Source organism: Pedobacter arcticus A12, from assembly GCF_000302595.1.
GTDB classification, from domain to species: domain Bacteria; phylum Bacteroidota; class Bacteroidia; order Sphingobacteriales; family Sphingobacteriaceae; genus Pseudopedobacter; species Pseudopedobacter arcticus.
Map to the genome: position 1 here is coordinate 1 of NZ_JH947127.1, position 24364 is coordinate 24364.

Genomic DNA, 24364 nt, shown 5'->3' on the forward strand with positions numbered 1-24364 from the left:
CGTTTGCGGAGTGCAAAGGTGTGGCTTTTTTATTTATCCCGCAAGAGATAACCTAACTTATTTCTTGATTTTTTATCCTTTTGCTGTAACTTGCTCTGTATCTGTACGTTTTTTTTTAACAGAAATGTAAAGAGGAAGGAAACGCTGGGCTAAAGGGTGGTTGTGGGCAATAATCCAACGTGGTGCTCTGGAGAACACCATAGATTTGAGACTGTTCATATATATTATATGGAATGGGAATCCTAATAGCGGAACGACGGGGATGCTGGTTCAATGGATGGAACTTTTTTTAATAAACGGGATGGAAATGGATACCGGCCTGAGCGGTAGCTTTGTGTGCTTTGGACTGCGCCTAATGCTGTGTTGTGGGTGCGGGCGCTGGAGTGCAGTATGAATGGACAGCGCGGCTGCCGGCTGCCATGGAAAACGGAACGCTGTTTTTCTGGAAATTTTAACGACATCTTATCACTACTCTTTCATATATATATGAATGGTATTTAAATTTCACTGTTTGTAAAAGCGATTTTCAGCGTTATATCATTTATTGCAAAACATGTAAATTCTTAGCTGGTTTTCCTTAAGATTGTATTGTTATAAATTTTATAGATAAGATTATGAAAGCGGTTGGTTTTAAAACATCATTAAATATTACAGACGAGAACAGCTTTGTTGAATTTGAATTGCCGATACCGAAACCGACTGGTTATGATCTTTTGATTAAGATTAAGGCGGTTGCTGTGAACCCGGTTGATTATAAAATAAGATTAAACAGTGCAAAGGATATTATTTTAGAAGACCCGAAAATTATAGGCTGGGACGCTGTTGGTATAGTGGAGGAAGTTGGGGATTCGGTTTCCTTATTTAAAGTTGGCGATGAGGTTTTTTATGCTGGCGACATTACAAGACCTGGCTGCAATGCCGCATATCAACTTGTAGACGAGCGAATTGCAGGGAGGAAACCTGCTAATTTTAGTTATGAAGCTACTGCTGCTATGCCACTGACAAGTTTAACGGCTTGGGAAATTCTTTTTGATCGGATGAAAATAAGCCTTGATAAGGATGCTGGAAAATCGATTTTAATTATTGGTGGAGCTGGAGGTGTAGGTTCTATAGCTATACAATTGGCAAAGAAAATTGGCGGTTTAAAAGTTGTGGCTACGGCATCAAGACCTAAAACGAGAGATTGGTGCTTGAAATTGGGCGCTGATGCTGTTATTGACCATACCGACTTAATTGCTAATGCACAAAAAGCAGGCTATCCGAATTTTGATTATATCGCAGACTTTGTAGATTTAAACGCGTATTGGGATGTGATTGTTGAACTGATAAAACCACAAGGACATATTGCATCAATAACTGGCAGTAATGCTCCTATTGCTTTAAATAAACTAAAGACAAAGAGCGTATCCTTCTCGTGGGAGTTTATGTTTACTAGACCCATGTTTAAAACTGAAGATATGATTGCTCAACACCATATACTTACACAAATTAGTGAGTTAATGCAAAAAGGTGTTATTAAGTCGGCGGTAAATACGGTAATGAACGGATTGAGCGTTGGGAATTTGAAAGAGGCTCACAGGCAACTGGAATCGGGAAAGACTATTGGAAAAATTGTGATTTTGTTTTAAAGTAAAAAAGAGGCGAAAACAAATTTTCGCCTCTTCTGATAATTATTTATGTCGTACTATTTTACAATAAACAAGTTTGCAATATCTAAAACTGCTTGTGTTGTTAAAGGCTCGTCAAAAGCCTCAACTGCTGCTGAGTATGATATTTTCGAGCCTGGCGTTGCTCCTGTTAAAGTAGTGATATCTACTGTAGCTTGCATTTTATTATTCTCGCCCATGTAAGTTGCATTAACCGCGGAAACACCAGAATCATTAAAGTTATTAGCATCTCCGGTAATCCAAGGTTTAAGATTTACTAAATCTCCACCTGTAGCTCTTCTCATTTGACGAATGTGAGAGGCATGACGAGCTTCTACAGAATGGATAGAAAGTGCTGCAGTTAACACTACTTTATTCCCAATTAAGTTTGGCGCTTGACCTTTATACGCTCTAACACCCGTATCTTCAAAAGCTTGTGAAACTGCTAAGAAAGTTCCGTAGTTAGAAAAAACAGTTGGAAAAGTTCCCTTTGCCGTAAAATCGAAAGTTGGTTTTGAAACAGCTGTCACTTTTAAAGCTGCTAATGTGTCTTTCAAGAACTTAACATGCGCATTCTCATCATCTCTAATTCTCTGCAAAGCAGCTAATGCTGGTCCAGCGGGGATTAATGCTAACAAAGCTGGTGAATTAAGTGCAGTTGTGTAAAATTCTGCCTCAAGATATTCAAGTGTTAACGCAAAATTTAATACATCGCCTACAGAACTGCTGGTTTGAGCGCTAGCTTTGTTAAACATTGACCCCATTGCAAAAGGCAATGCAGAAAGTGCTACTTTAGACCCAAAACTGGTGATGTTTTTAATCACGTCTCTTCTTGGACTTATTTTATCTGTAATTTCAGGATCAATTGCTTCAATGTCCTTTAATATATTTAAAAAATTCATGTGGTTCTAATTAAGAAGGTAAATTACTTGCGTTAATTTGTGATTTAATATAGGTTTTTGCGATGCCTAAAACTTCCATCGGAGTACGACTTTTATCAAGTCCGTTAGCATCCACAACATCTGAACCAGCAAAACTACCAGGGGTAATTAAATCTCTAATGTAAGCGGCGTGGCGAGCTTCAACAGATACTATTTTTCCGGCTATTGTAAGGTAAGCACCATTTTTTAGCAGATAACCTGCTCCGTTATACGCAGAAACCCCTAGATCTTCGAAAGCTTTAGAAGCACCTAGAACACTTGTTCTACTTGTGAAATCTATTGAAGAAAAGTCAACCTCTAAAGATGGGATGGCATTGCTTCCTAAAACTGCCTTAAAAAACTCTCTGTGAGCAATCTCATGATCGCGTATATCTGTAAAGAGCGCTATTTCTGCAGATGGGATGTCTTTATAAAAAGACGCAGCCACTTTGGTGTAAAAAGCAGCTTCCAACTGCTCTAAAGCATACGCGTAATTTAAAATACCAATGTCTCCGGAACCTAAGTTGATTCCTTTATTGAAATCGTTGTTATCTTTTTTGCATCCCGCAGCTACTAAAGCTAAGCCTGCTGCACTTGCGCCAGCGTAAGTTAAAAAATTACGTCGTTGCATTTTTTTAGACAAAAATGAATCATTTTCAGTCTGCTGTTCTTGGTCGGGGGTTTCAAAAATTTTCATAATAAATTAATTTAGTTGAACAAATTGTTTGATGATTGTAAAAACGAAGTATTTTGACACTTGGATTTCAGTTTTTCTAATTATTTTGATATGAACCAACTAGAGAATGTTGAGATTTCATAAAAACCATCATTCATAGCATGGTAAGCGATAATCTGAGAGTTAAACTTGATGATAAATAAAATAATAGAATCTCTATTAGAGCTTTCGAATTCAACTAAAACAATTAAATCTGCTTAACTTGCGGACAAATGGAGAACAAAGAAATTTCTAAAAAATTCAAACTTTTAGGTCAGCTAATGGAGCTGAACGGAGAAAACCCTTTTAAGATAAAATCTATCAATAACGCATCTTTTAAAATTGACAAACTCCCTTTTAAGTTGAAGGATAAAGCGGTTAATGAATTAGAAAACATTGAAGGTATCGGAAAAAGTACAGCTTCAAAAATCGTAGAACTGTTAACAGCTGGCAACATTGCTGAGTTGGACGCTTTAATCGACAATACGCCAGAAGGTATATTGGAAATGATGACCATTAAAGGTTTGGGGCCAAAAAAAGTTAAAGTTGTTTGGGAAGAACTAGGAATTGAAAATGTTGGAGAGTTATATTACGCTTGTAACGAAAACCGACTGATTGAAGCTAAAGGTTTTGGTTTAAAAACACAGGAAGACATTAAAAAAGCCATTGAGTTTAAAATGGCAAATGCAGGGCGGTTTCTTTATGCGAAGATTGAAAAGACTGCGGAAGCCTACCGCTTACAATTTGAAAAGACTTTAACAAAAACAGATAAAAATGCCAAGGTTTTAATCTCTGGCGAACTGAGACGGAAATGCGAAATTATTGAATCGTTATCGTACCTGATGGTAAGTACTGAATCTATTTCGGTTATCACATCATTATTTGATACGGAAGTGTTTGAAGTTTCATGTGTGGGAAACCAGGTGAATCTGAAAGACCAAACAGGTTTAAATATAGCAGTTGAACTATGTACGCCAAGCGATGAAATATTCAAATTATTTGAGACTACGGGCTGTGAAGAACATGTTATAAGAGTTAAGGCACTTTTACAGGGGGAAACTGACTTTACTAGCGAAGAGGAATTATACCAAACAGCTGGGATGCAGTTTATAGCTCCAGAATTAAGAGAAAACAGCAACGAAGTTGAAAAAGCATTGAGAAACCAAATTCCAGATTTGATTGAATATTCGGATTTGAGAGGCGTGTTACACAACCACAGCACTTGGAGTGACGGAATTCATACTGTAAAAGAAATGGCTTTGTATTGTCGCGATGTTTTGAAATTAGAGTATCTAGGCATCTCTGACCATTCGAAAAGCGCAGGTTATGCAGGCGGACTAAGTATTGAACGCGTTTTACAACAACATAAAGAAATTGATACGTTAAACAAAGAGCTTGCGCCGTTTAAGATATTTAAGGGCATTGAATCTGACATTCTAAGCAACGGAAGTCTTGATTATCCCGAAGAAATTCTAAAAAAATTCGATTTCGTGGTTGCTTCTATTCACTCGGCCATGAAAATGGATGAGGAAAAAGCAACCGAACGTTTAATTAAAGCTATTGAAAATCCATATACCACCATTTTAGGTCATCCAACGGGCAGACTGTTATTGAGTAGAGCTGGTTATCCAATCAATTATCAAAAAATAATAGATGCATGTGAGGAAAACAATGTGGTAATAGAAATTAATGCAAACCCGTTAAGACTTGATTTAGATTGGCGGTGGCATCAATACGCTTTAGAAAAAGGGGTTTTATTGGCTGTTAATCCAGATGCACACAGAAATGAAGGTTTTATGGATATGCAGTATGGGATTTATGTTGGTAGAAAAGGAGGATTGAGTAAGGAAAAGTGTTTAAATTCTTTTAGTTTAGCTGAAATTTCAAACTTTTTTGAGCAGAAGAAATCTCATTAACTAACAATACATTCTATTAAAAATGATTAGCAATCTTTGTAACCAAATATTTGAACAGTGTATAAATGACTATCATGTAAAAAATGAGATTGATTTTGAGCTGGTAAATCCTTACCAAACTGCTACAATCGAATTTCTTTTATATAAAAAAAATTGGATAGACACCGCCCAATGGCACATGGAAGACGTTGTAAGAAATCCAAAAATTGATTGTAGTGAAGGCTTGAAATGGAAACGAAGGATTGACGCTTCTAACCAAGAAAGAACAGACTTGGTTGAATATATAGACAGTTATTTTCTTGAACGCTTTAAAGGTGCCGAACCAAAGGCAACGGCAAAAGTAAACACTGAAAGCCCCGCTTGGGCGATTGACAGATTATCTATTTTGGCGTTGAAAATATTTCATATGCGTGAGGAAGCAGAAAGAACTGGCGCAAGTGAACAGCACAGAGCAAGTTGCGGTGAAAAACTTTCCGTTTTATTACAACAACGAACAGACTTATCGCAATCCATTGACGAGTTGCTTAGCGACATTGAAAATGGAGACAAGTATATGAAGGTTTACAAACAATTAAAAATGTACAACGACCCCAATTTAAATCCGATCTTGTATAACCTAAATAAAGAAAAAAATGGATAAAAGGCGTAAAGTCCTTATTATTCGATTTTCGGCGATGGGAGATGTTGCTATGACAGCTCCCATCGTTAAACAAATAGCAGAACAAAATATTGACATTGAGTTTGTCTACTTAAGTAGGCCGCTTTTTGAACCTTTTTTCGCTAACATACCCAACCTAACTTTCTATCCTTTTAATCCGAAACTTTATAAAGGTTTAGGTGGATTATTTCGCCTTTATTGGCAATTAAAGAAACTACACGTTACTGAAGTTGCCGACCTACATTTTAATTTAAGATCGCGGATTATTAGTTTCTTTTTTAAAGCAAACGGTCTTAAAGTAGCGCATTTAGATAAAGGTAGAGCAGAAAAAAAGGACTTAACAGCCAAACATAATAAAGTTCTGAAACAGCTTAAACCTATGTGGCTTCGCTATCTCGAGGTTTTTGAACATTTGGGAATGAAAACAAGCCTTGTAAACGGGCTTAGCAAAGCCAAGAGCGAATCTATTTCTGAAATTGTAGAAGCTTTAACCGGAAAAAAAGGTGTTGAAAATTGGGTAGGCGTGTCACCTTTTGCACAACACTTACAGAAAGTTTATCCCATTGATAAAATGGAAGAAGTTGTCAGGTTTTTGGATGGCCAAAACATCCGCACTTTTATTTTTGGTGGCGGGACTGACGAAAAAACTATCGGAGAGAGGTGGCAAACAAGCTACCCTAACTGTGTTTCAGTGATTGGGGAAATAAAACTGAAAGAAGAATTGAATTTAATAGCTCAACTTGACGTGATGATTAGCATGGACTCTGCAGGCATGCACCTTGCGTCGTTAAAAAACACAGAAGTAGTTTCGGTTTGGGGTGCAACACACCCATTTGCTGGTTTTTTAGGATTTGGACAGCGTGAAAGCAATTGCGTACAAGCCGATATATCATGTAGACCTTGTTCTGTATACGGAAACAAGCCTTGTTTTAGAGGCGACATCGCTTGTATGCAACTAATCGATCCAAAACACATAATTGATAAAACACTGCAAATACTTAAAAAACGCTGATAAAACGCTACTACTAGTAGGTCATTCTAAGGCTAATTACGCCAATATAACTTTTAGGAATTTTAACACATCCTTAAATTTTTATGGCTTAAAAAACAGTTATGGAATGGTTGATCGTAGTTAGATACAAAACTTATTATTGAAATTGGTGAGTTTTGCAAATAGTATTAATTAAAAACAATAAATTTTTATCCAATGAATTTAGGTTTTGATGCAAAACGTTTATACCACAACACGACAGGTTTAGGTAATTATAGCCGAGATTTGATAAGGATTTTAACAGAATATTACCCAGAAAACACCTATCAATTATTTAATCCTAAAAAAGGAAAACATAAGCTTTTTACATCAAATACAAGTAGTATAATAGAAAGGAATCCAGAGGACTTCATCTCTAGATCGATTCCTTCATTTTGGAGATCTTCAGGAATAAAAAATGACCTTAAAAAACATGAAATCGATCTCTTTCATGGTCTATCTGGAGAACTCCCTTTTGGAATTACAAAAACAAATATTAAATCTGTTGTCACTATCCATGATTTAATATTCATAAGATATCCTCATCTTTTTAAATATATAGACAGAAAAACTTATTTAAAAAAATTTTCGTACGCGGCAAAAAATTCAAATAAAATAATAGCCATTAGTGAACAAACCAAATTAGATATTATCGATTTTTTAGGGATTAATGAAGATAAAATTGAAGTAATTTATCAAGGTTGTCATCCTGCATTCAAGAAAGAGGAAAACAAACAAGAACAAAATAGTTTAATACTCAAATTAGGTTTACCTAAAGATTTTATTTTAAACGTAGGAACAATAGAAGCTCGTAAAAATGTGTTTAATGTAGTTAAATCTATTAAAGACCTAGATGTTCCATTAGTTATTATAGGGAAAGAAACAAATTACAGCAATGAGATTTATAAATACGTTGCACAAAATAATTTAACAAAAAGAGTTATTTTTCTAAAAGGTATTTCTATGAACGATTTAGCGTTGATATATAAATCTGCTAAAGCGTTTGTGTATCCATCTCTTTTCGAAGGCTTTGGTATTCCAATTATAGAAGCTCTTTATTCAAAAACCCCAGTAATTATTACTGCTGACGGTGTTTTTCCAGAAGCTGGTGGTCCTAGCTCCTATTATGTTGATCCAAATAATATTGATGAACTTACTCATGCGATTAAAGATGTACTTTCCAATAGTGAATTAAGCTCCAATATGGTTAAAGACGGTTTTAGATTTGTTCAAAAATTTAATGATGATGTTATTGCTAAACAAATGAATGATCTTTATACAAAAGTTTCAAATCAGTAATACTTTAAGAGCCTGTTTAAAATTTATCTAATAATTTGTTTATGCATATTTTTTTCTACAAAATTTGACTTGTTTCGCTCAAAAATAACCTATAACCATTTTTACAATACAAATTTAAACAGGTTCTTATTCTAGTTTTTACAGTTTCTTAAAATGTAGGATGAGAAATTATTTATTTTTTTTGGAGTAGCATAAATATTGATTGTGTGCTTAAATCTTAACATATCAGTATTTCTATCAAGTTTTTCTACAACAGCGTTAATATCGAAACCCTCAAAATAAAAGATATCATAACCGTTCTCACAAATCACATCGTACAGCTCGGTTTTAGTTTCGTCGCTTGCTTTTCCAAAACTTTCTGTTATAATAACAGGTTTGCATTCTTGTATTAAATCCGTAATCGATTTAATAATTTGTCTGATAACAACTATTTGAAATATTGATATTTTGAAATTTGATATAATAAATAACCTATCTTAAAAACAGATAAGCTATTTAGCCTTAATTATTCTAATTTATTTTATTGTAATTTTTGTACTCAAATAGGCGTATACCTGTTTTATCTTCAATTTTTTTCAGAATTCTCCTTCTTAGAGACAGCTTTTTCTTTACCGAAGTAGGGTCTACTAAAAACTCCCAATTGGTATTTATAATTCTTTGTTGGATGGTTGTGGGATGTGCTAAAGTAAATTTCCTTAATTCATCAGCGTTACCATAATCGAAATTTTGTGCTTTAGGAACATTAGTTTCTATCCATTCATCCTCGTGATAAAACTTGTTGAAATTTCTAACTTTACTATTTAATTCATGAGGAGGTTTTACCCAGCCGTAATGATATATATAGGCGTCAATTTCCTTAACTTTAATTTTTCGGTTATTCAATCTAAATCCCTGCGCATCCCTATAAGAAGAAATCTCTTTTAAATTTCTAACAATTCTTATTTCTCTCCGATACCATCTTCTAGACACCGCATAATAATCATAAGAACCGTAAAAATGAATATATTTAAATAATAACCCTTCTATATCCTTATTAGCTAAACATAACTCCATTTCTTTGCGTATGGTAGGAAGATATTTCTCATGCACAACTTCATCTCCCTGTATATAAAAGGCCCAATCCGTATCTTTGGAAATGGCTTTAAAAGCCTTATCTGTTTCAAGAGCAAAGGTTCTTCCTCCTTCTCTTTGATTTTCATCCCAAATAGTATCAATAATTTTTATTTTTGGACTATCTATACCTTTTAATAATAACAAGGTTTCATCAGATGAATTTCCATAGGCAATAATAAATTCATCACATATCGGTAAGATAGATTTTATGGATTCCACTATAGGATAATCATTAATAACAGCATTTCTTATAAATGTAAATCCTGTAACTTTCATCATTATTCTCTATTAATTATTTTCGGTTTTAAAACAAAAGTAAGCATATTTATAAGTAAAAATCTCGCCATTTTTCATTAAAACAATCCATCAGAACCATAATTCCCACCTATAATATTCAGATTTCTGAACAAAATGTACGGTCTCTTTTAAAAGAACAGCTTGATTATAGCTTGGATAACTACACTTATTAAAGACAATAGACTCATTTGCTTCTTGAAAATTGTATTAAAAACCGTTTGGTAATAATTTGAAAATTTCATTCACTACAATATCGCTCATATGAGCATAATTTGTGCGTCTCTTAGCAAAGAGAACTTAATTTTTATCTCTATATTTGTCTACACATATTCATTAATTTCATCAAAATTGTAATCAATAAGCAAATTATATACTTTAGCTTAAAAAATACATCATTTGTTTTCTACAGCATAAACATATAACATCTTCTAGAAAAAAGACACCACTACCTAAAAACCATGAGTAAAAAAATATTATTAGTTAGACACGCAAAATCTGATTGGGCAGATTTAAATTTAAGCGATTTTAACCGACCTTTAAATCCTCGCGGATTAAAAGATAGTGTTGAAATGGCCGGACGTGTGGCCATGCAAAAATTGATTCCTCAAAGATTAGTAAGTAGTCCTGCTTTAAGAGCAATAAGCACTTGTGAGCTGATGGCGAAAAGCTGGAATAAAGAAACCCAAGAAATTGATTTGGAACCAAAAATATACGAGGCCAACACTCAGCAGTTACTTAAAATTGTCAATAATTTTGATAATAACGACGATTACATAGCGCTATTTGGACACAACAACGGCATTACCGATTTAGCAGTATATTTAACTGATGCTGACTTATTTAATATTCCTACCTGTGGTGTTGCTTTAATTGAATTTCCGTTTGATGACTGGAAAGAAGTTAGTAAGCATAACGGTGATTTGGTAGCTTACGATTACCCGAAACACGAAGCTTAGTTTAAACGGTAAACCCTACCCGGAAGTGCGATAATTACCGATTGCATTTCTAAATTCAGTAATAGCATTGCTAGCTTACTTTGGGGCATTTCTAATTGAAGTTGCAGATCATCTATTGCAATAGAACCTGATTGCGTGATAATATTTACCACCGCTAATTCATCTTTATTGAGATCAGCAAATAGCTTTGGACTTGTTGGCTTTTGCACCGCTGTATTTGCCTGCCAACCCATAATATATTCAATATCTTCCGGCCGTGTAATTAGGTTTGCTCTATTTGTTTTAATCAAAAAATTGCATCCTTCAGAAAATTCATCGTCAATTTTACCGGGCAACGCAAAAACATCTTTATTGTAAGAGTTTGCGATTTCTGCTGTTATTAATGCCCCACCCTTTTTTGCTGCTTCAACCACGATAACTGCATCAGCTAGCCCAGCAATTATTCGGTTCCTTTTCGGGAAGTTTTGACGATCTGGGTTGGTTTGAGATGGAAACTCAGTTAATAAGCCACCATTAGCTAGCATACTCTCTGCAACAGAACGGTGTAAAGCTGGGTAAATACGGTCTAAACCATGACCTAAAACACCTACTGTTGGTTGATTCATGGCTACTGCCGATTTATGCGCTGCCACATCAATTCCGTACGCCAGGCCACTTACAATTAATACATTGTGTTCTTTTAAACCATCAATCAATTTTTCGCAAAAGGCTTTACCGTAATTACTGGCGTTACGAGTGCCCACAATGGCTACGGTTTTCTGATTATTTAAATTGGCCTTGCCTTTAAAATAAAGTAATGCGGGCGAGTCCGCACAGTTTTTTAAACGTTTGGGATAGTTTTTATCCGTATAAAAAATGGGCTGTATCTTATACTTTTCTATAAAGGCTAGCTCTTGTTCCGCTCGTTCAAAAGCCTTATGATTAACAATCAGCTTAGCAGTTTTGGTGCCTATGCCGGGGATTTTTTCTAAATGGCTTTGTTTGGCTTTAAAAACCTCTTCGGCGCTACCGCAATAACTTATTAAAGATTTTATGGTGATGTCCCCAATTCCTTTAACAAAAGTAAGTGCGATATTGTGTAGCATATCTACTGAGCAGGAAAATATACCACGTATTTGGTTTCGAAAAACTCTTCTGTAAAAAAGTCTGCTAAGGGGAACAACTGGATTTCCTTTAGTTTTGAAGCCTCTAGCTCTTCCGTTAAATCACCACCTTTTAAATACAGCACCCCGTTTTTAAACTTTCCGTTAGTGCCTTTTATAAACTTTCCACGAATCCAGGGATAAAAATCTTTCAACTGTGTAACCGCTCTTGAAACTATAAAATCAAACTTTTGATCCACCTGTTCGGCCCTGCTATGTACACCTACTAAATTTGTTAATCCAATTGCAGTGGCAACTTCGTTAACTACTTTTATTTTTTTTCCGATAGAATCTACCAAAATAAAATTAGTATCTGGAAAAAGAATAGCTAAAGGGATTCCCGGAAAACCGCCGCCAGTCCCTACATCCAAAACATCTTGACCGGGCAAAAACTCAATCACTTTTGCTATCCCTAATGAATGGAGAATATGCCTTTCGTACAGTAAGTCAATATCCTTACGGCTGATCACGTTGATCTGCGAGTTCCAGGTTTGGTACAGGTCAAACAACATATCAAACTGCTTAGTTTGTATGGCTGTTAAATTTGGGAAATAATACTGAATTAAACTAGAAGTCACTTTTTAAGCTTTTTTTTCTGCGGGTAAGTACATTAGACAATAGATCTCTTCCTCTAAAAAGTTGTGCCTTAACAGTGCCTAAAGGTAAATCCATTTGCTCAGCAATTTCTTCGTAAGAGAGTTCATCAAAATATCGCAGGATAATTAATGTTTTATATCTTGCTGGAAGCTTATCTATTATTTCTTTCAGCTGTTCTGTTTGTTGCTTTTTTATAGAGTATTCTTCTGGATTTAGGCCGTCGCTTTTTATTTCGAAAACTTTATCTTCTCCCCCATCATAACCCATCCCATCTATAGATGTCGTTGCAAGTTTCTTTTTACGGATAAAATCAATACTGCCGTTTGTCGCAATTCTAAACAGCCATGTACTAAAAGCATAATCTGGGCGGTATTTTTCTAAATTTTCAAATGCTTTAGCAAAAGTGGTAACGGTGATATCCATTGCATCATCCTTGTTGTTTACCATTTTAAGCACCATAAAAAATATAGAATCTTTATAACGTTGCATCAACTCTGCGTAAGCTTTTTGGCTTCCTTCTTTTGCTTTTTCGACTAAAGAAAAATCGTTTTTTGCATTATCAGAGAAATTTGGATTTACTTCCATGTCATTTTCTTAATAAAAAGGTTTGCTACACTTACCAGAATCAAATAAATATAGTAAAATGGATCTAATATTATAAACCACCAGACCAAATCTTTGCACTTTAACTTTTTTAAGGATTGATAATACACGAAAATCTGGCAAAAAAACCGCAATAAAAAAACAATTAAAACTGCAATAGGCTCTACCCTAAAAGCTAAACAAAGCGTTAAAAACAAATAAAAACCCACCGCAGATAAAGCTTGTAAGCTTAAATTGAATTTATGATTGCTTTTGTACATTTTTGACGCACTCATGTGTCTGGTCTTTTGCTTCCAATAGCTCGACCAGGTATCTTTTGGATTGCTCCAGGTATGGGCCTGTGCATCAACTATTATAGCCGTATTGCTTTCCGTTGCATTCTGGTTGACAAATAAATCGTCGTCTCCTGAAAGAATATGCATGTGGGACGCAAAGCCCTTACCTGCAAAAAAAAGAGATTTCTTATAGGACAGGTTTCTACCAACACCCATATACGGCATGCCACTTAGCTCGAACGAAAAATAGTTTAATGCAGTTTGGAAAGTCTCATATCTAATTAAAGCATTTAAAAAGCCTCTTATCTTTTGGTATGGGGAATATCCTAAAACAATTCCTGTTTGAGAGTTTGAATAAGGTTGAGCCATCAGGCTAATCCAGTTTTTTGACTGAGGCCTACAATCTGCATCCGTGAACAAAAGCAACTCGTAACTTGCTGCTTTAATTCCTAAGGTAGCAGCAAACTTTTTACCCGTTTTAAATCGTGGGTGTTCTGTTAGTTTTACTACTTTTAAATTAGTGTATTGCGACTGAAAAACTCGTAAAACATCCTCACTATCATCTACAGAACAATCATTTACTACAATTACCTCATACGTTGGATAGTTCTGCGTTAGAATTTCAGGCAGGTATTTGGTTAGGTTTTTTGCTTCGTTTCTGGCACAGATAATAACAGATACTGGTTCTTGAACAGTAGTTAAATCGGCATCTTTTATTTTGTATCCTCTAAATTTATTTTGAATTACCAGCAGGTAATAAAGCTGTATAATTAAGCAAATTAGTAAAAACAAAAAGAAACCGTAATTGATATATATTTCCAATTAAATTGAGTTGAGCGTTAAGTCGCAAATTTCATAAAAATAGCTTAATATCAAACAGCTAATTAGGAATTCTTTTAATTGGTTAATACGTGAAATAATTAGGCAACTACTGCAATCTCTTTATAAAATAGATTCATATAATAATTAGCCCTAACGGTTTAATTTACTGTCTAAAAACAGCTTCTTTTTCCTCCGCAAAAAAAATCGACCAAAACCGGTTTGTTTAAATTTATAATCTCGGAAAACGTTACCATATTATTTTACCTCTTCAAAGTTGACATCCTTTACATTGTTGTTGGCATTAGCTTTGGTTTCCACACGACAGCTACCGCCGAAGCAATTCCCTGCTGCACAACCGAAAGCAAACAGACCCATAGACGCAAAATATCCTCCAAACAATACACCTAACCATTGCCCATTCCATGCAGATTGTATAACAATTACCAACCCTAAAACTAGGTAAACTCCACGACCAAATGTCCAGCCGGTTAAAATTCGCTGTTTCATATTAACTGATTTTATGCTGTAAACTCATCCACGATCCGCCGTTATAAACTTCTGTAAAACCTTGAGCTTTCAATAAGTTTTTTGCAGATCCACTGCGTACCCCAGAAGCGCAACATACAATAACAGGCTTATCTTTTCTAATCTTGCCTAAATTACCCGACAAGGTTTGTAAAGAAAGATTTAAAGACCCCTTAATATGTCCGCTTTGAAATTCGGCTTTTGTACGCACATCAATTAATTGTGCGCCTCGTTGTAAAAGTTCTTTATAATCCGTTTTAGGACCAAAACCTAATAAATTCTTTAGTGCCTGTAACATTGTATTAACTGTTTTGATAATTATGGTTAACATCTGTCCAGCTTCCGCCGTTTTCACAATTTATACCTAAACTTTTTAGATAAGCGTTCGCTTGTCCGCTACGGTTACCGCTTGCACAGCACAATATTATCGGCTCATCTACGGCCTTAATTTCCTGTATCCGTTGTTCAATTTCTTGCAGAGGAATATTGACACTTCCTGCAACATTTCCTCCCATAAACTCTTCGGGGGTTCTTACATCTATGATTTTAATTTTCATCTTCTTCTTTATTTTTTTGTGCTTTGCTTTTATTATCTCCAATAAATAAAATTCCACCCATTATAGCGCCGTATAAAGTACTATTTAAAGGTTTTGACGTAATGGAACAAGTACCAGTTGTACAACCAACAAAGTGGTAATAGGCATAACCTGCGATTGAACCTATTACTATTCCAAGGAAAACCAGTTTATTGTTAATCAGAAATTTCATAGCTAATTAGCTTTTTCGGCAACAACTGATGCGTTGTTAAAAATTTGTTCGCCATTATAACTGACTTCCCATGTAACTGGCATCACTTTTTTAAGCATATCACTCACACCACAATATTTTTCTTGCGAATCGTTTACTGCATCTAAAGCGGCTTGTTGGCTTTCAACCGGACCTTTAAAATCGTATTTTATATGGATAGCAATATATTGCATAGGTGCCTGCTTGCTTAATTCTCCAACAACATTCATTGTAAAACCATCAATCTGCTTTGCTGCTTTTCTTAAAATAGCGACAATATCCATCCCGGTACAACCCGAAAGTGCTGATAAAACAAACGGTTTGGGAATAGGACCTTGATCCTCACCTCCTACTCGTTCTGGCGCATCCATTATTACGGTATGTCCATTAATTAATGCGTTGAATTGCATTTTTCCCATCCATTGGGTCTCAATTTCGTGGTTCATAGCTTATGATTTTGTTTTAGTTGAAATTCCGAAAGGTAAATACAGGGAGCAAAAACTTGCTATGCTGGCTGCCACAAAGATTATGGCTAAAACATCAAGAATTATAGCTGCCGTTCCTGTAATTTGATTGGTATAATAAAGAATCATGATTAACAGAGCGGCCAGGATCCTGATTACGCTATCTGTGGTACCTATGTTTGCTTTCATTGCTACTGTGTTTTGTTCTAATTTCCTTACAAAACAAAGGTGCAATAATCATAAATATCAGTCAGTGACTATTGTCACATGATTAGTTGAATTTACCACAAATTAGCTAACAGCTCGATCTGGTTTCGGTAAAGGAGTAGCTTATTCTCGTTTTCTAAACGTTTTAGAAGTCTGGAGATTACTTCGCGAGAGCTTGCCATTTCGTTTGCAATTTGCTCATGCGACATGTTAATTAGGGTTGAGCCCGTTGTTTTAGATTTTTCTTTGAGGTAGTGGATTAAACGTTCGTCTAATTTTTGAAAAGCTAATTGATCAATGGATTTCAATAATTCATTAAACCGAGTACGGATGGTTCTCATCACAAAACTTTTCCAGGTTGAATATTTCATCATCCAATCGTCCATTAACGCAATCGGAAGAGCTAAAAACTCGGTATCTTCATCGGCTGTTGCTTTAATTTCACTCGGAAACTGTTGCATGCAACAAGTAAAAGTCATGGCGCAACTTTCTTTAGCGCTTACATAATAAAGCAATAATTCGTTACCCGCATCATCTAACCTCGATATTTTTAACGTTCCGGATAAAACGATGGGTATGATACGAACGGTTTGTCCAAAATCTAAAATTACATCACCTTCTTTTACAGATACAGTTTTTGCTTTTTGCTGAAACTCTGTGATCAGTTCTGGTTCAAAGATGTGTTCAAATAGTTCAACCATGTTAATATTATAATGGAGCTAATTGATTATGGGCGTTTTAACACGCTTTCCGCTATATCTTTTTGGCTTAGTTTCGACTCCCTCTTCGACTTCGCTCAGAATCACAATTCTTAGGCTGGCCAAAAAGGATGACGCTTCAATCGTTACGCTTACAAAGTGTAAAACACCTAAAAATACAATTTTGAGGTAATAAACTTTATTCGTCAACCCCCAACTTATATTTCTTTCCTTTTATTTTTTCGGGTTTCAGTAACTGTACCACTGCATTTATTTTTTTACGTTTAACAGCAACGTAAGCCATATGGTCAAAAACCTCAATCCGTCCAATTTCTTCTTTTTGTAGGTTTGCTTTTTTATACAGCAAGCCAACTACATCAATTTTGTTGACCTTATCTTTTTTGCCTGCCGCAATATAAAGGGTTGCCCACGGGCTGGCATCAAACATTTTAAACTCTTCTGTAACGGCAACCTCTTCTACTTCTTCTTCAATGTAAGCTGGTTTGTATTCTTCATCGCTCAATAGTAAATACGCTTTTCCACTCGATTTCATACGGGCAGTACGTCCGTTACGGTGCGTGAAAGATTCTTCGGTAAACGGAATTTGATAATGGATTACTTGCTGAACATCCGGAATATCCAAACCTCTAGACGCTAAATCCGTTGTAACCAAAACTGCATGAGTACCGTTTCTAAATTTTACCAATGCTTTTTCTCTATCTGGCTGATCCATGCCTCCATGGTAAATCCCGTTCGACATTCCTTTATCCCACAATAAATCACTTACCCGACCTGCCGCTTCTCTGTGGTTGCAAAAAATCAAAGTCGGCCCTTCCGGATGTTCGGCAACAACTTGCATTAACAACTTCAACTTATCTTTAGAAGGCGTATGCAAAACTTTCAATGCCAACTCTGGCTTGTTAGCCTGATCTTTTAAAAAATCAACAACTGCTAGATTATCTACCCTCGCAAATATTGGAAGTTCATCCATTTTGGTGGCAGAAGTCAGTATCTTTTGTTTAAGCCCTGTTAAACCTTCAATAATCAGTTCCATTTCATCCTGAAAACCTAATTCTAAAGATTTATCAAACTCATCTAAAACCAAGAATTCTACCTCTGTTGGGTCAATATTTTCATTACGGATATGATAGCTGATTTTACCGGGTGTACCAATAATTACAGCTGGCGTTTCTGACAAACTCTGCTCTTCTGTTCGGGTAGAATGACCACCATAAATACAACTTACTTTAAATCCCGATTGTAACGACCTAAAAACCTGCTCTATCTGTAAAGCTAATTCACGAGACGGCACAATTACCATAACCTGAACTTTTTTAAAATCTTTTTTAAGATGCGCAACCAAAGGCAAGAAAAAAGCCAATGTTTTTCCAGAGCCGGTCGCCGATAAAACCATTACATCTTTACCCGAAGCAATTGCATTTTCTGTGCTCAACTGCATCTCATTAAGTGCAGTAATATTTAGTCGCTCTAAAAACTGAGCTTTGCTGTTTAAGTCTGTCATTTCTGCAAATATCCTTAATAAAAATCACAATGAGCTTGTGAAATTAAATTGGCTTTTAAACATTATCTTATATTTGTATATAAACGTACACAGATGAACAGCAAGACTCCTGAAAACTCTCTCACAATGATGAACCAATTGGTGTTACCCAATGACACCAATCCATTAAATAATCTCATGGGTGGGCGCTTATTGCATTGGATGGATATTGCGGCCGCTATTTCGGCTCAAAAGCATTGCAACAGAGTGGTTGTTACTGCTTCGGTTGATAATGTTTCGTTCCAACACCCTATAAAGTTGGGAGATGTGGTCACAATTCATGCAAGGGTAACAAGGGCATTTAACACTTCTGTTGAAGTTAGGTTGGTGGTTTGGGCAGAGAATATCCCGTCGGGAGAAAAGATAAAATCTAACGAAGCCTACTATACTTTTGTAGCGTTGGATGAGCATGGAAAAACCGTTCCTGTACCCGCTGTGAATCCACAATCAGAAAAAGAAAAAGAGCTTTTTGAAGGAGCTTTAAGACGCCGACAACTTCGTTTGATTTTAGCTGGAAGGATGAATCCGGATGAAGCTACGGAATTGAAAGCGTTGTTTACGGCTGCGAAACAATAGATTTTTATATTTACAGTCCAAACAAGGTTTCTCTTTTTCGAAAACCCTGCTTTTTTTTCGCTAAATCCTGCTGAAATCTGAACAAGAAAAAACAAACTCCATAAAAAAAGCCACCCAAAGGTGGCTTTTCAAATATCGTATAATCAAAAGATTATAATTTAGAATTCGCATCGATGCAATTCAAATCGCCGAAAGCTTCGGTTAATCTCTTAACAAACTGATCTTCGCCTTTTCGTAACCAAACACGTGGATCGTAATATTTTTTGTTTGGAGAATCGTCGCCATCTGGGCTACCAATCTGAGCTTGTAAATAAGCTTCTTTAGATTTGTAGTAATTTAAAACACCTTCCCACATTGCCCATTGCATGTCGGTATCAATGTTCATTTTAATAGCTCCGTAAGAAATAGCTTCTCTAATTTCTTCTTGTGAAGAACCAGAACCACCGTGGAAAACAAAATTAATTGGCTTTTCTGCAGTTAAGCTATATTTTTCTTTAACGTATTCTTGTGAGTTGTGTAAAATAACTGGTTGCAATTTAACATTACCTGGTTTGTAAACACCATGTACGTTACCAAAAGCAGCCGCAATTGTAAACTTGTCGCTAATTTTGCTTAGTTCTTCATATGCATAAGCAACCTCTTCTGGTTGGGTATATAATTTTGATGAATCAACATCTGTATTATCTACACCATCTTCCTCGCCACCTGTAACACCAAGTTCAATCTCTAAAGTCATACCCATTTTGCTCATGCGCTCAAGGTAAGTTTTACAAATTTCTATATTTTCTTCGATTGGCTCTTCAGATAAATCAATCATGTGCGAAGAAAAAAGTGGCTTACCATGTAATGCAAAGTGCTTTTCACTGGCATCCAACAATCCATCTATCCAAGGCAATAATTTTTTAGCGCAATGGTCTGTATGTAAAATAACTGCAACACCATAATGTTCTGCAACCAAATGTACGTGTTGTGCTGCAGAAATAGCCCCTAATATACAAGCCTGTAATTTGTCGTTTTGTAATGATTTACCTGCGTAAAACTGTGCACCACCGTTTGAAAGCTGCACAATAACAGGTGAATTTACAGCTTTCGCCGTTTCTAAAACTGCATTCAAAGAATCAGTTCCAATAATATTTACAGCAGGCAAAGCAAATTGGTGCTTCTTAGCAACTTCAAAAAGTTCCTGAACCTGGTCTCCTGTAACAACTCCTTTAAAATCTTTTAAGCTCATTTTTGTTAATTGTTTCTTAGGCTCGAAGTTATGAAAAAATATCAATAGCCTAAATATAAGCCATAAATAAAGCAGGAAGGTCTATTTCAATAGTTAAACAGAAGATTTTAACAATTTCGTCAAATTTTTGTTTCTTTGTAGCCACACTATTTTAATATATGGCTTGGTTTAAAAGAAATACAAAAGGCATTTCCACCTCTACTGAAGAGAAAAAAGAAGCCCCTGATGGAGTTTGGAATAAATGCCCGAACTGCAAAAAAGCATTACATTACTCTGAACAAGTTGAAAATAAATACGTTTGCCAATACTGTGATTATCATTTAAGAGTTGGCTCTAAAGAATATTTTGAGGTACTTTTTGATAATAATAGCTTTGTTGAACTGTTTGGTAATTTAACTTCTGGCGATCCTTTAGATTTTACCGATTCTAAAACTTACCCAGAACGTTTAGCAGACTCTTACAAAAAAACAGGTTTAAAAGATGCATTACGAGCAGCACACGGAAAAATTGACGGACAGGATTTAGTAATTGCCTGTATGGATTTCAGTTTTATTGGTGGTTCGATGGGTTCTGTTGTTGGAGAAAAAATTGCAAGAAGTATTGATTACAGCATCAAAAATAAAATTCCTTTCTTGATGATTTCAAAGTCTGGCGGTGCTAGGATGATGGAGGCTGCATTTTCATTAATGCAGATGGCCAAAACATCAGCAAAACTAGCACTTTTAGGGCAGGCGAAGGTACCTTATATATCATTACTTACAGACCCTACAACAGGTGGAGTAACAGCGTCTTACGCGATGCTTGGCGATATCAACATTGCTGAACCTGGCGCATTGATTGGTTTTGCAGGACCAAGGGTTATTAAAGAAACAATTAAAAAAGATTTACCGAAAGGTTTCCAGACTTCTGAATTTGTTTTGGAGCATGGTTTCCTAGACTTTATTGTAGATCGAAGAAAAATGAAAGAGAAACTATCATCATTCATAAAAATGATGCATAACTAATGCCATAATAGAGCAAGCTTCTTACTAAAATAAGAAGCTTGTTTCGTTTTAAGACATTGCGTTACTCTTTTAAACAGCTTTAATTTACAAGGAAAAACAACCTTGATTAACTACACAATCCAAATTATTTAAATAAACGTTAATGCGTTAAAATTTGGGATTACTAAATTTATTATCCTTTATTTGCGTAAAATCTAAAATCTAAATGGCAAAAAACTTACTTATTGTAGAATCTCCGGCGAAAGCGAAAACCATCGAAGGATATTTGGGCAAAGATTTTTTAGTAAAATCAAGCTACGGACATATTCGTGATTTAAAGAAAGATGACAGTGCCATTGAAGTAAATAATGGATTTAAGCAACATTACGAGATTTCGCCAGATAAGAAAGCTTTAGTTGCCGAATTAAAAAAACTAGCGAAGTCTGCAGAGATGGTATGGCTAGCATCCGATGAGGACCGCGAAGGAGAAGCCATTTCTTGGCATTTATTTGAGTCTTTAGGTTTAAAAGAAGAAAACACAAAACGTATTGTTTTTCACGAGATTACCAAACCTGCTATTTTAAAGGCAATTGAGAATCCTCGACAAATCAATTATAATTTAGTAAACGCACAACAAGCCAGACGAGTTTTAGACCGATTGGTTGGTTTTGAGCTTTCTCCTGTTTTATGGAAAAAAGTAAAACCATCTTTATCTGCAGGTCGTGTACAATCTGTTGCTGTTAGGTTGATTGTTGACCGAGAAAGAGAAGTTAATGCTTTTGAAAGCACCGCTGCTTACCGGGTTGTCGCTGTTTTTTCTACTGATAAAAAAGAACTTTTCAAAGCTGAACTATCTGGTAAATTTGATAAAGAAGCTGATGCACAAAAATTTTTAGAAGATTGTGCAAAGGCAAATTTCAAAATAAACAGCTTAGATATTAAGCCGTTAAAAAGAAATCCGGCAGCACCGTTTACTACTTCTACTTTACAGCAAGAAGCAAGTAGAAAATTAGGTTTTTCTGTATCCAGAACCATGACGGTTGCCCAAAAGCTTTATGAAACTGGTAAAATCACCTATATGCGTACGGATTCTGTGAACTTATCAGAAACTGCTATACAAGGTGCTGCGCAAGAAATCAAATCTGCTTACGGCGAAAAATACCTGGAGCCAAGAAAATTCAAAACCAAATCTGCAGGAGCGCAAGAAGCTCACGAAGCAATACGTCCAACTCATTTTGAATGGCATACTTTAACGGATGGAGATGCATCGGAAAAACGTTTGTACGAACTGATCTGGAAAAGATCAATTGCATCACAAATGAGTGAAGCAATCATAGAGAAAACGACCGCAAAAGTTGGCATCAGCACCAGAAAAGAAGAATTAACTGCTAGTGGCGAAGTCATAAAATTCGATGGCTTTCTAAAAGTTTATTTAGAGAGTGATGATGAAGAATCAGATGCTCATTTAGATGAGAAATCGGATAACGCAATTCTTCCTCCGCTAAGTCAAGGACAAAATTTAAACTTGGTTGAGCTAAATGCGACCCAACGTTTTAGTCGCCCACCAGCTAGATATAGTGAAGCTGCTTTAGTTAAAAAACTGGAAGAACTGGGAATTGGTCGTCCATCAACCTACGCTCCTACTATTTCAACGGTACAAAACCGCGGTTACGTAGTTAAAGAAGAACGTGATGGAAAAAAACGCGATTACCAAGTTATCCAACTAAAAAATGGAGAAATAAAAAAACAGACAAAATCTGAAATTACTGGAGCCGAAAAAGGAAAGTTGTTCCCTACAGATATAGGTTCTGTAGTAAATGACTTTTTGGTAGAGCACTTTAAAGGAATTGTAGACTTCCACTTTACGGCAAATGTTGAAAAGGAGTTTGATGAAATTGCGCAAGGTTATAAAGAGTGGACTACCATGCTTAAAAACTTTTACCAGCCATTTCATTTAGAAGTTGAAGACACTTTAGCTAATGCCGAAAGGGCAAGTGGCGAACGTTTCTTGGGTGTTGATCCAAAATCTGGCAAGAATGTTTATACCAGAGTAGGGAAATTTGGTCCAATTGTACAGATTGGCGAAGCGGACGACGATGAAAAAACGTATGCCAGCTTATTAAAATCACAATCTATAGAATCGGTTAAGTTAGAAGATGCTTTAGAGCTTTTTAAGCTGCCATTTGCATTAAATAGCTATCAAGATAAAGACGTTTCCGTTGGTGTAGGTAGATTTGGTCCTTATGTTAAATGGGGCGAAACCTATATCTCTATCCCTAAAAACGAAAATGCTTTAGAAGTAGATCAAAAAAGAGCTCAAGAAATTATTGATGAGAAAATTATAGCTGACGCTCCGGTTGCCAGTTTCCAAGGTGAGCCTGTTACGAAAGGAAGAGGTAGATTTGGACCTTTTTTAAAATGGAAGGATCTGTTTATAAATGTTCCGGTTAGGTACGATTTTGAAAACCTATCTAAGGCTGAAATCGACGAGTTAATCTCTGCCAAAGTAGAAAAAGAAGCAAACCGTTATATCCAACAATGGGAAAAAGAAAAAATCGCCATTGAAAACGGACGTTGGGGACCTTTTATTAGATTTGGTAAATTGATGCTGAAACTGAGCAAAAACCCAACAACGGGAGAAAAATATACACCCGAAGATTTGAAACAAGTCTCTTTTGACGACGTCAAAAAATTGATTACTGACCAAATACCAGATGCATTTGAAGCTAAAGCTAAAAAAGCACCTGCTAAAAAGAAAGCGGTGGCTAAAAAAGTTGTAGCGAAGAAGAAATAGCTTTGTTAAGCTTAAAGCAGAAAGCTAAAAGCATTGAAACTAAACACGGAGATAGTAATAAATTATAAACCAATGAAAGCTTTAAGCATTTGGCTTTAAGCTTTTTTAGCCTTTTTAAAATGAAGAAAGACATTCCAGAACATGTTGTTGAAGACATCGCAATTGCGGTAGTTTTAGAAGGTGAAACTCCTGCAAGCAAAAACTGGAATGTCTACATCATCAACCTAAAAAATGTTGCTATTGAAACCGTTTTAATTACGTCTAAAGGTTATGGCTTAAAAAATGGTGAAGATGTAAAAACTTCTACCTTGAGGCACATGATTGAAAAAGTGGAACCCCACTCCTCTTCTAGAATTGAAGCTATTGACGAGGAAGTTTTTGGATTAAACAATGAATATTGGATTAGCTATTACATTGGCAGTGAAATCTATGACAAGAAGTTTATCTTTTTACCCGAAAGCATTGTTGAATCTAATTTGATTAAAGTGCCCCTTGTTAATAAGCCTGGGGTTATGGTAGGGCAATAGCTATTGATAATATAATCTTCTGT

Annotated in this window: 26 protein-coding genes; 10 read left to right on the top strand and 16 right to left on the bottom strand. The window is 35.6% G+C overall.

Annotated elements, in window-relative coordinates; all coding sequences use genetic code 11:
- Window positions 1–614: 614 nt before the first annotated feature.
- Window positions 615–1628 carry a zinc-binding alcohol dehydrogenase family protein gene (locus B176_RS0111530; RefSeq protein WP_017258967.1) on the top strand — a complete coding sequence of 338 codons (1014 nt, stop codon included), beginning with the start codon at window positions 615–617 and terminating at the stop codon, window positions 1626–1628.
- A gap of 56 nt (window positions 1629–1684) precedes the next feature.
- Here the strand turns inward: B176_RS0111530 and B176_RS0111535 are convergent, their stop codons facing one another.
- Window positions 1685–2548, bottom strand: coding sequence for a ferritin-like domain-containing protein (locus B176_RS0111535; protein ID WP_017258968.1), 864 nt, complete (start codon window positions 2546–2548; stop codon window positions 1685–1687).
- A 10-nt stretch (window positions 2549–2558) separates the two neighbouring features.
- Entirely contained in the window at window positions 2559–3263 is a 705-nt protein-coding gene (locus B176_RS0111540; protein ID WP_017258969.1) for a ferritin-like domain-containing protein, read from the bottom strand.
- Window positions 3264–3514: 251 nt separating this feature from the next.
- Between B176_RS0111540 and B176_RS0111545 the strand changes: the two genes are divergently transcribed.
- The 4 genes from B176_RS0111545 (at window position 3515) to B176_RS0111560 (ending at window position 8184) form a co-directional block, all read left to right on the top strand.
- Window positions 3515–5197 carry a DNA polymerase/3'-5' exonuclease PolX gene (locus B176_RS0111545; RefSeq protein WP_017258970.1) on the top strand — a complete coding sequence of 561 codons (1683 nt, stop codon included), beginning with the start codon at window positions 3515–3517 and terminating at the stop codon, window positions 5195–5197.
- A gap of 22 nt (window positions 5198–5219) precedes the next feature.
- Window positions 5220–5837 (top strand): DUF4254 domain-containing protein, encoded by a 618-nt coding sequence (locus B176_RS0111550; RefSeq protein WP_017258971.1) that lies wholly within the window; start codon window positions 5220–5222, stop codon window positions 5835–5837.
- Window positions 5830–6867: a glycosyltransferase family 9 protein gene (locus B176_RS0111555; RefSeq protein ID WP_026063291.1), complete on the top strand. Its 1038-nt coding sequence runs from the start codon at window positions 5830–5832 to the stop codon at window positions 6865–6867. Before B176_RS0111550 ends, B176_RS0111555 begins: the two co-directional genes overlap by 8 nt.
- A 195-nt stretch (window positions 6868–7062) precedes the next feature.
- A complete protein-coding gene (locus B176_RS0111560; RefSeq protein ID WP_017258973.1) occupies window positions 7063–8184 on the top strand; it encodes a glycosyltransferase family 4 protein in 1122 nt (373 codons plus the stop codon).
- Between the two features lie 510 nt (window positions 8185–8694).
- Here B176_RS0111560 and B176_RS0111565 read toward each other — a convergent pair.
- Window positions 8695–9576 carry a glycosyltransferase family protein gene (locus B176_RS0111565; RefSeq protein WP_237739828.1) on the bottom strand — a complete coding sequence of 294 codons (882 nt, stop codon included), beginning with the start codon at window positions 9574–9576 and terminating at the stop codon, window positions 8695–8697.
- 476 nt (window positions 9577–10052) lie between these two features.
- On the opposite strand from B176_RS0111565, the gene B176_RS0111570 reads away from it, so the two are divergent.
- On the top strand, window positions 10053–10550 hold the full coding sequence (locus tag B176_RS0111570; protein WP_017258975.1) for a SixA phosphatase family protein: 498 nt from the start codon (window positions 10053–10055) through the stop codon (window positions 10548–10550).
- Here the strand turns inward: B176_RS0111570 and dprA are convergent.
- The 12 genes from dprA to B176_RS0111630 form a co-directional block, all read right to left on the bottom strand.
- Window positions 10547–11635: a DNA-processing protein DprA gene (gene dprA / locus B176_RS0111575; RefSeq protein WP_017258976.1), complete on the bottom strand. Its 1089-nt coding sequence runs from the start codon at window positions 11633–11635 to the stop codon at window positions 10547–10549. The two genes, B176_RS0111570 and dprA, sit on opposite strands and share 4 nt — an antisense overlap.
- Window positions 11636–11637: 2 nt before the next feature.
- Complete coding sequence (gene rsmG, locus B176_RS0111580) at window positions 11638–12270, bottom strand: 16S rRNA (guanine(527)-N(7))-methyltransferase RsmG (protein WP_017258977.1); 633 nt, start codon at window positions 12268–12270, stop codon at window positions 11638–11640.
- The gene (locus tag B176_RS0111585) at window positions 12260–12874 is read right to left on the bottom strand and encodes an RNA polymerase sigma factor (protein ID WP_017258978.1); all 615 of its coding nucleotides are present in this window, start codon (window positions 12872–12874) and stop codon (window positions 12260–12262) included. The genes rsmG and B176_RS0111585 overlap by 11 nt, the downstream gene beginning before the upstream one ends.
- Window positions 12865–13989 (bottom strand): glycosyltransferase, encoded by a 1125-nt coding sequence (locus B176_RS0111590; protein ID WP_017258979.1) that lies wholly within the window; start codon window positions 13987–13989, stop codon window positions 12865–12867. Before B176_RS0111590 ends, B176_RS0111585 begins: the two co-directional genes overlap by 10 nt.
- Window positions 13990–14244: 255 nt before the next feature.
- Window positions 14245–14496 (bottom strand): hypothetical protein, encoded by a 252-nt coding sequence (locus B176_RS0111595; RefSeq protein ID WP_017258980.1) that lies wholly within the window; start codon window positions 14494–14496, stop codon window positions 14245–14247.
- Between the two features lies 1 nt (window position 14497).
- Window positions 14498–14812, bottom strand: coding sequence for a rhodanese-like domain-containing protein (locus B176_RS0111600; RefSeq protein ID WP_026063292.1), 315 nt, complete (start codon window positions 14810–14812; stop codon window positions 14498–14500).
- A gap of 4 nt (window positions 14813–14816) precedes the next feature.
- Window positions 14817–15071 (bottom strand): rhodanese-like domain-containing protein, encoded by a 255-nt coding sequence (locus tag B176_RS20810; RefSeq protein ID WP_017258982.1) that lies wholly within the window; start codon window positions 15069–15071, stop codon window positions 14817–14819.
- Window positions 15061–15282 carry a DUF6132 family protein gene (locus B176_RS20815; RefSeq protein ID WP_017258983.1) on the bottom strand — a complete coding sequence of 74 codons (222 nt, stop codon included), beginning with the start codon at window positions 15280–15282 and terminating at the stop codon, window positions 15061–15063. The genes B176_RS20810 and B176_RS20815 overlap by 11 nt, the downstream gene beginning before the upstream one ends.
- 2 nt (window positions 15283–15284) lie before the next feature.
- Window positions 15285–15746, bottom strand: coding sequence for an OsmC family protein (locus B176_RS0111615; protein WP_017258984.1), 462 nt, complete (start codon window positions 15744–15746; stop codon window positions 15285–15287).
- Between the two features lie 3 nt (window positions 15747–15749).
- On the bottom strand, window positions 15750–15953 hold the full coding sequence (locus B176_RS0111620) for a YgaP family membrane protein (RefSeq protein WP_017258985.1): 204 nt from the start codon (window positions 15951–15953) through the stop codon (window positions 15750–15752).
- A gap of 92 nt (window positions 15954–16045) precedes the next feature.
- On the bottom strand, window positions 16046–16672 hold the full coding sequence (locus tag B176_RS0111625; protein ID WP_017258986.1) for a Crp/Fnr family transcriptional regulator: 627 nt from the start codon (window positions 16670–16672) through the stop codon (window positions 16046–16048).
- Window positions 16673–16868: 196 nt separating this feature from the next.
- Window positions 16869–18191, bottom strand: a complete 1323-nt coding sequence (locus tag B176_RS0111630) for a DEAD/DEAH box helicase (protein ID WP_017258987.1) — start codon at window positions 18189–18191, stop codon at window positions 16869–16871.
- 93 nt (window positions 18192–18284) lie between these two features.
- Between B176_RS0111630 and B176_RS0111635 the strand changes: the two genes are divergently transcribed.
- Window positions 18285–18806: an acyl-CoA thioesterase gene (locus B176_RS0111635; protein WP_017258988.1), complete on the top strand. Its 522-nt coding sequence runs from the start codon at window positions 18285–18287 to the stop codon at window positions 18804–18806.
- A gap of 151 nt (window positions 18807–18957) precedes the next feature.
- Here B176_RS0111635 and fbaA read toward each other — a convergent pair whose 3' ends face one another.
- Window positions 18958–20037: a class II fructose-bisphosphate aldolase gene (fbaA, locus tag B176_RS0111640; protein WP_017258989.1), complete on the bottom strand. Its 1080-nt coding sequence runs from the start codon at window positions 20035–20037 to the stop codon at window positions 18958–18960.
- A gap of 158 nt (window positions 20038–20195) precedes the next feature.
- On the opposite strand from fbaA, the gene accD reads away from it, so the two are divergent.
- The 3 genes from accD to B176_RS0111655 all read left to right on the top strand — a co-directional run bounded on the left by accD (window position 20196) and on the right by B176_RS0111655 (window position 24341).
- Window positions 20196–21041, top strand: a complete 846-nt coding sequence (gene accD / locus B176_RS0111645) for an acetyl-CoA carboxylase, carboxyltransferase subunit beta (RefSeq protein ID WP_017258990.1) — start codon at window positions 20196–20198, stop codon at window positions 21039–21041.
- A gap of 205 nt (window positions 21042–21246) precedes the next feature.
- Window positions 21247–23814, top strand: coding sequence for a type I DNA topoisomerase (gene topA, locus B176_RS0111650; protein WP_017258991.1), 2568 nt, complete (start codon window positions 21247–21249; stop codon window positions 23812–23814).
- A 119-nt stretch (window positions 23815–23933) separates the two neighbouring features.
- Window positions 23934–24341, top strand: coding sequence for a hypothetical protein (locus B176_RS0111655; RefSeq protein ID WP_017258992.1), 408 nt, complete (start codon window positions 23934–23936; stop codon window positions 24339–24341).
- Window positions 24342–24364 lie beyond the last annotated feature (23 nt).

What these genes read in the sequence shown, in the direction of transcription:
- B176_RS0111530 (WP_017258967.1), top strand. Translation starts at nt 615, where the DNA reads ATGAAAGCGGTTGGTTTTAAAACATCATTAAATATTACAGACGAGAAC.
- B176_RS0111535 (WP_017258968.1), bottom strand. Translation starts at nt 2,548, where the DNA reads ATGAATTTTTTAAATATATTAAAGGACATTGAAGCAATTGATCCTGAA.
- B176_RS0111540 (WP_017258969.1), bottom strand. Translation starts at nt 3,263, where the DNA reads ATGAAAATTTTTGAAACCCCCGACCAAGAACAGCAGACTGAAAATGAT.
- B176_RS0111545 (WP_017258970.1), top strand. Translation starts at nt 3,515, where the DNA reads ATGGAGAACAAAGAAATTTCTAAAAAATTCAAACTTTTAGGTCAGCTA.
- B176_RS0111550 (WP_017258971.1), top strand. Translation starts at nt 5,220, where the DNA reads ATGATTAGCAATCTTTGTAACCAAATATTTGAACAGTGTATAAATGAC.
- B176_RS0111555 (WP_026063291.1), top strand. Translation starts at nt 5,830, where the DNA reads ATGGATAAAAGGCGTAAAGTCCTTATTATTCGATTTTCGGCGATGGGA.
- B176_RS0111560 (WP_017258973.1), top strand. Translation starts at nt 7,063, where the DNA reads ATGAATTTAGGTTTTGATGCAAAACGTTTATACCACAACACGACAGGT.
- B176_RS0111565 (WP_237739828.1), bottom strand. Translation starts at nt 9,576, where the DNA reads ATGATGAAAGTTACAGGATTTACATTTATAAGAAATGCTGTTATTAAT.
- B176_RS0111570 (WP_017258975.1), top strand. Translation starts at nt 10,053, where the DNA reads ATGAGTAAAAAAATATTATTAGTTAGACACGCAAAATCTGATTGGGCA.
- dprA (WP_017258976.1), bottom strand. Translation starts at nt 11,635, where the DNA reads ATGCTACACAATATCGCACTTACTTTTGTTAAAGGAATTGGGGACATC.
- B176_RS0111585 (WP_017258978.1), bottom strand. Translation starts at nt 12,874, where the DNA reads ATGGAAGTAAATCCAAATTTCTCTGATAATGCAAAAAACGATTTTTCT.
- B176_RS0111595 (WP_017258980.1), bottom strand. Translation starts at nt 14,496, where the DNA reads ATGAAACAGCGAATTTTAACCGGCTGGACATTTGGTCGTGGAGTTTAC.
- B176_RS0111600 (WP_026063292.1), bottom strand. Translation starts at nt 14,812, where the DNA reads ATGTTACAGGCACTAAAGAATTTATTAGGTTTTGGTCCTAAAACGGAT.
- B176_RS20810 (WP_017258982.1), bottom strand. Translation starts at nt 15,071, where the DNA reads ATGAAAATTAAAATCATAGATGTAAGAACCCCCGAAGAGTTTATGGGA.
- B176_RS20815 (WP_017258983.1), bottom strand. Translation starts at nt 15,282, where the DNA reads ATGAAATTTCTGATTAACAATAAACTGGTTTTCCTTGGAATAGTAATA.
- B176_RS0111615 (WP_017258984.1), bottom strand. Translation starts at nt 15,746, where the DNA reads ATGAACCACGAAATTGAGACCCAATGGATGGGAAAAATGCAATTCAAC.
- B176_RS0111620 (WP_017258985.1), bottom strand. Translation starts at nt 15,953, where the DNA reads ATGAAAGCAAACATAGGTACCACAGATAGCGTAATCAGGATCCTGGCC.
- B176_RS0111625 (WP_017258986.1), bottom strand. Translation starts at nt 16,672, where the DNA reads ATGGTTGAACTATTTGAACACATCTTTGAACCAGAACTGATCACAGAG.
- B176_RS0111630 (WP_017258987.1), bottom strand. Translation starts at nt 18,191, where the DNA reads ATGACAGACTTAAACAGCAAAGCTCAGTTTTTAGAGCGACTAAATATT.
- B176_RS0111635 (WP_017258988.1), top strand. Translation starts at nt 18,285, where the DNA reads ATGAACAGCAAGACTCCTGAAAACTCTCTCACAATGATGAACCAATTG.
- fbaA (WP_017258989.1), bottom strand. Translation starts at nt 20,037, where the DNA reads ATGAGCTTAAAAGATTTTAAAGGAGTTGTTACAGGAGACCAGGTTCAG.
- accD (WP_017258990.1), top strand. Translation starts at nt 20,196, where the DNA reads ATGGCTTGGTTTAAAAGAAATACAAAAGGCATTTCCACCTCTACTGAA.
- topA (WP_017258991.1), top strand. Translation starts at nt 21,247, where the DNA reads ATGGCAAAAAACTTACTTATTGTAGAATCTCCGGCGAAAGCGAAAACC.
- B176_RS0111655 (WP_017258992.1), top strand. Translation starts at nt 23,934, where the DNA reads ATGAAGAAAGACATTCCAGAACATGTTGTTGAAGACATCGCAATTGCG.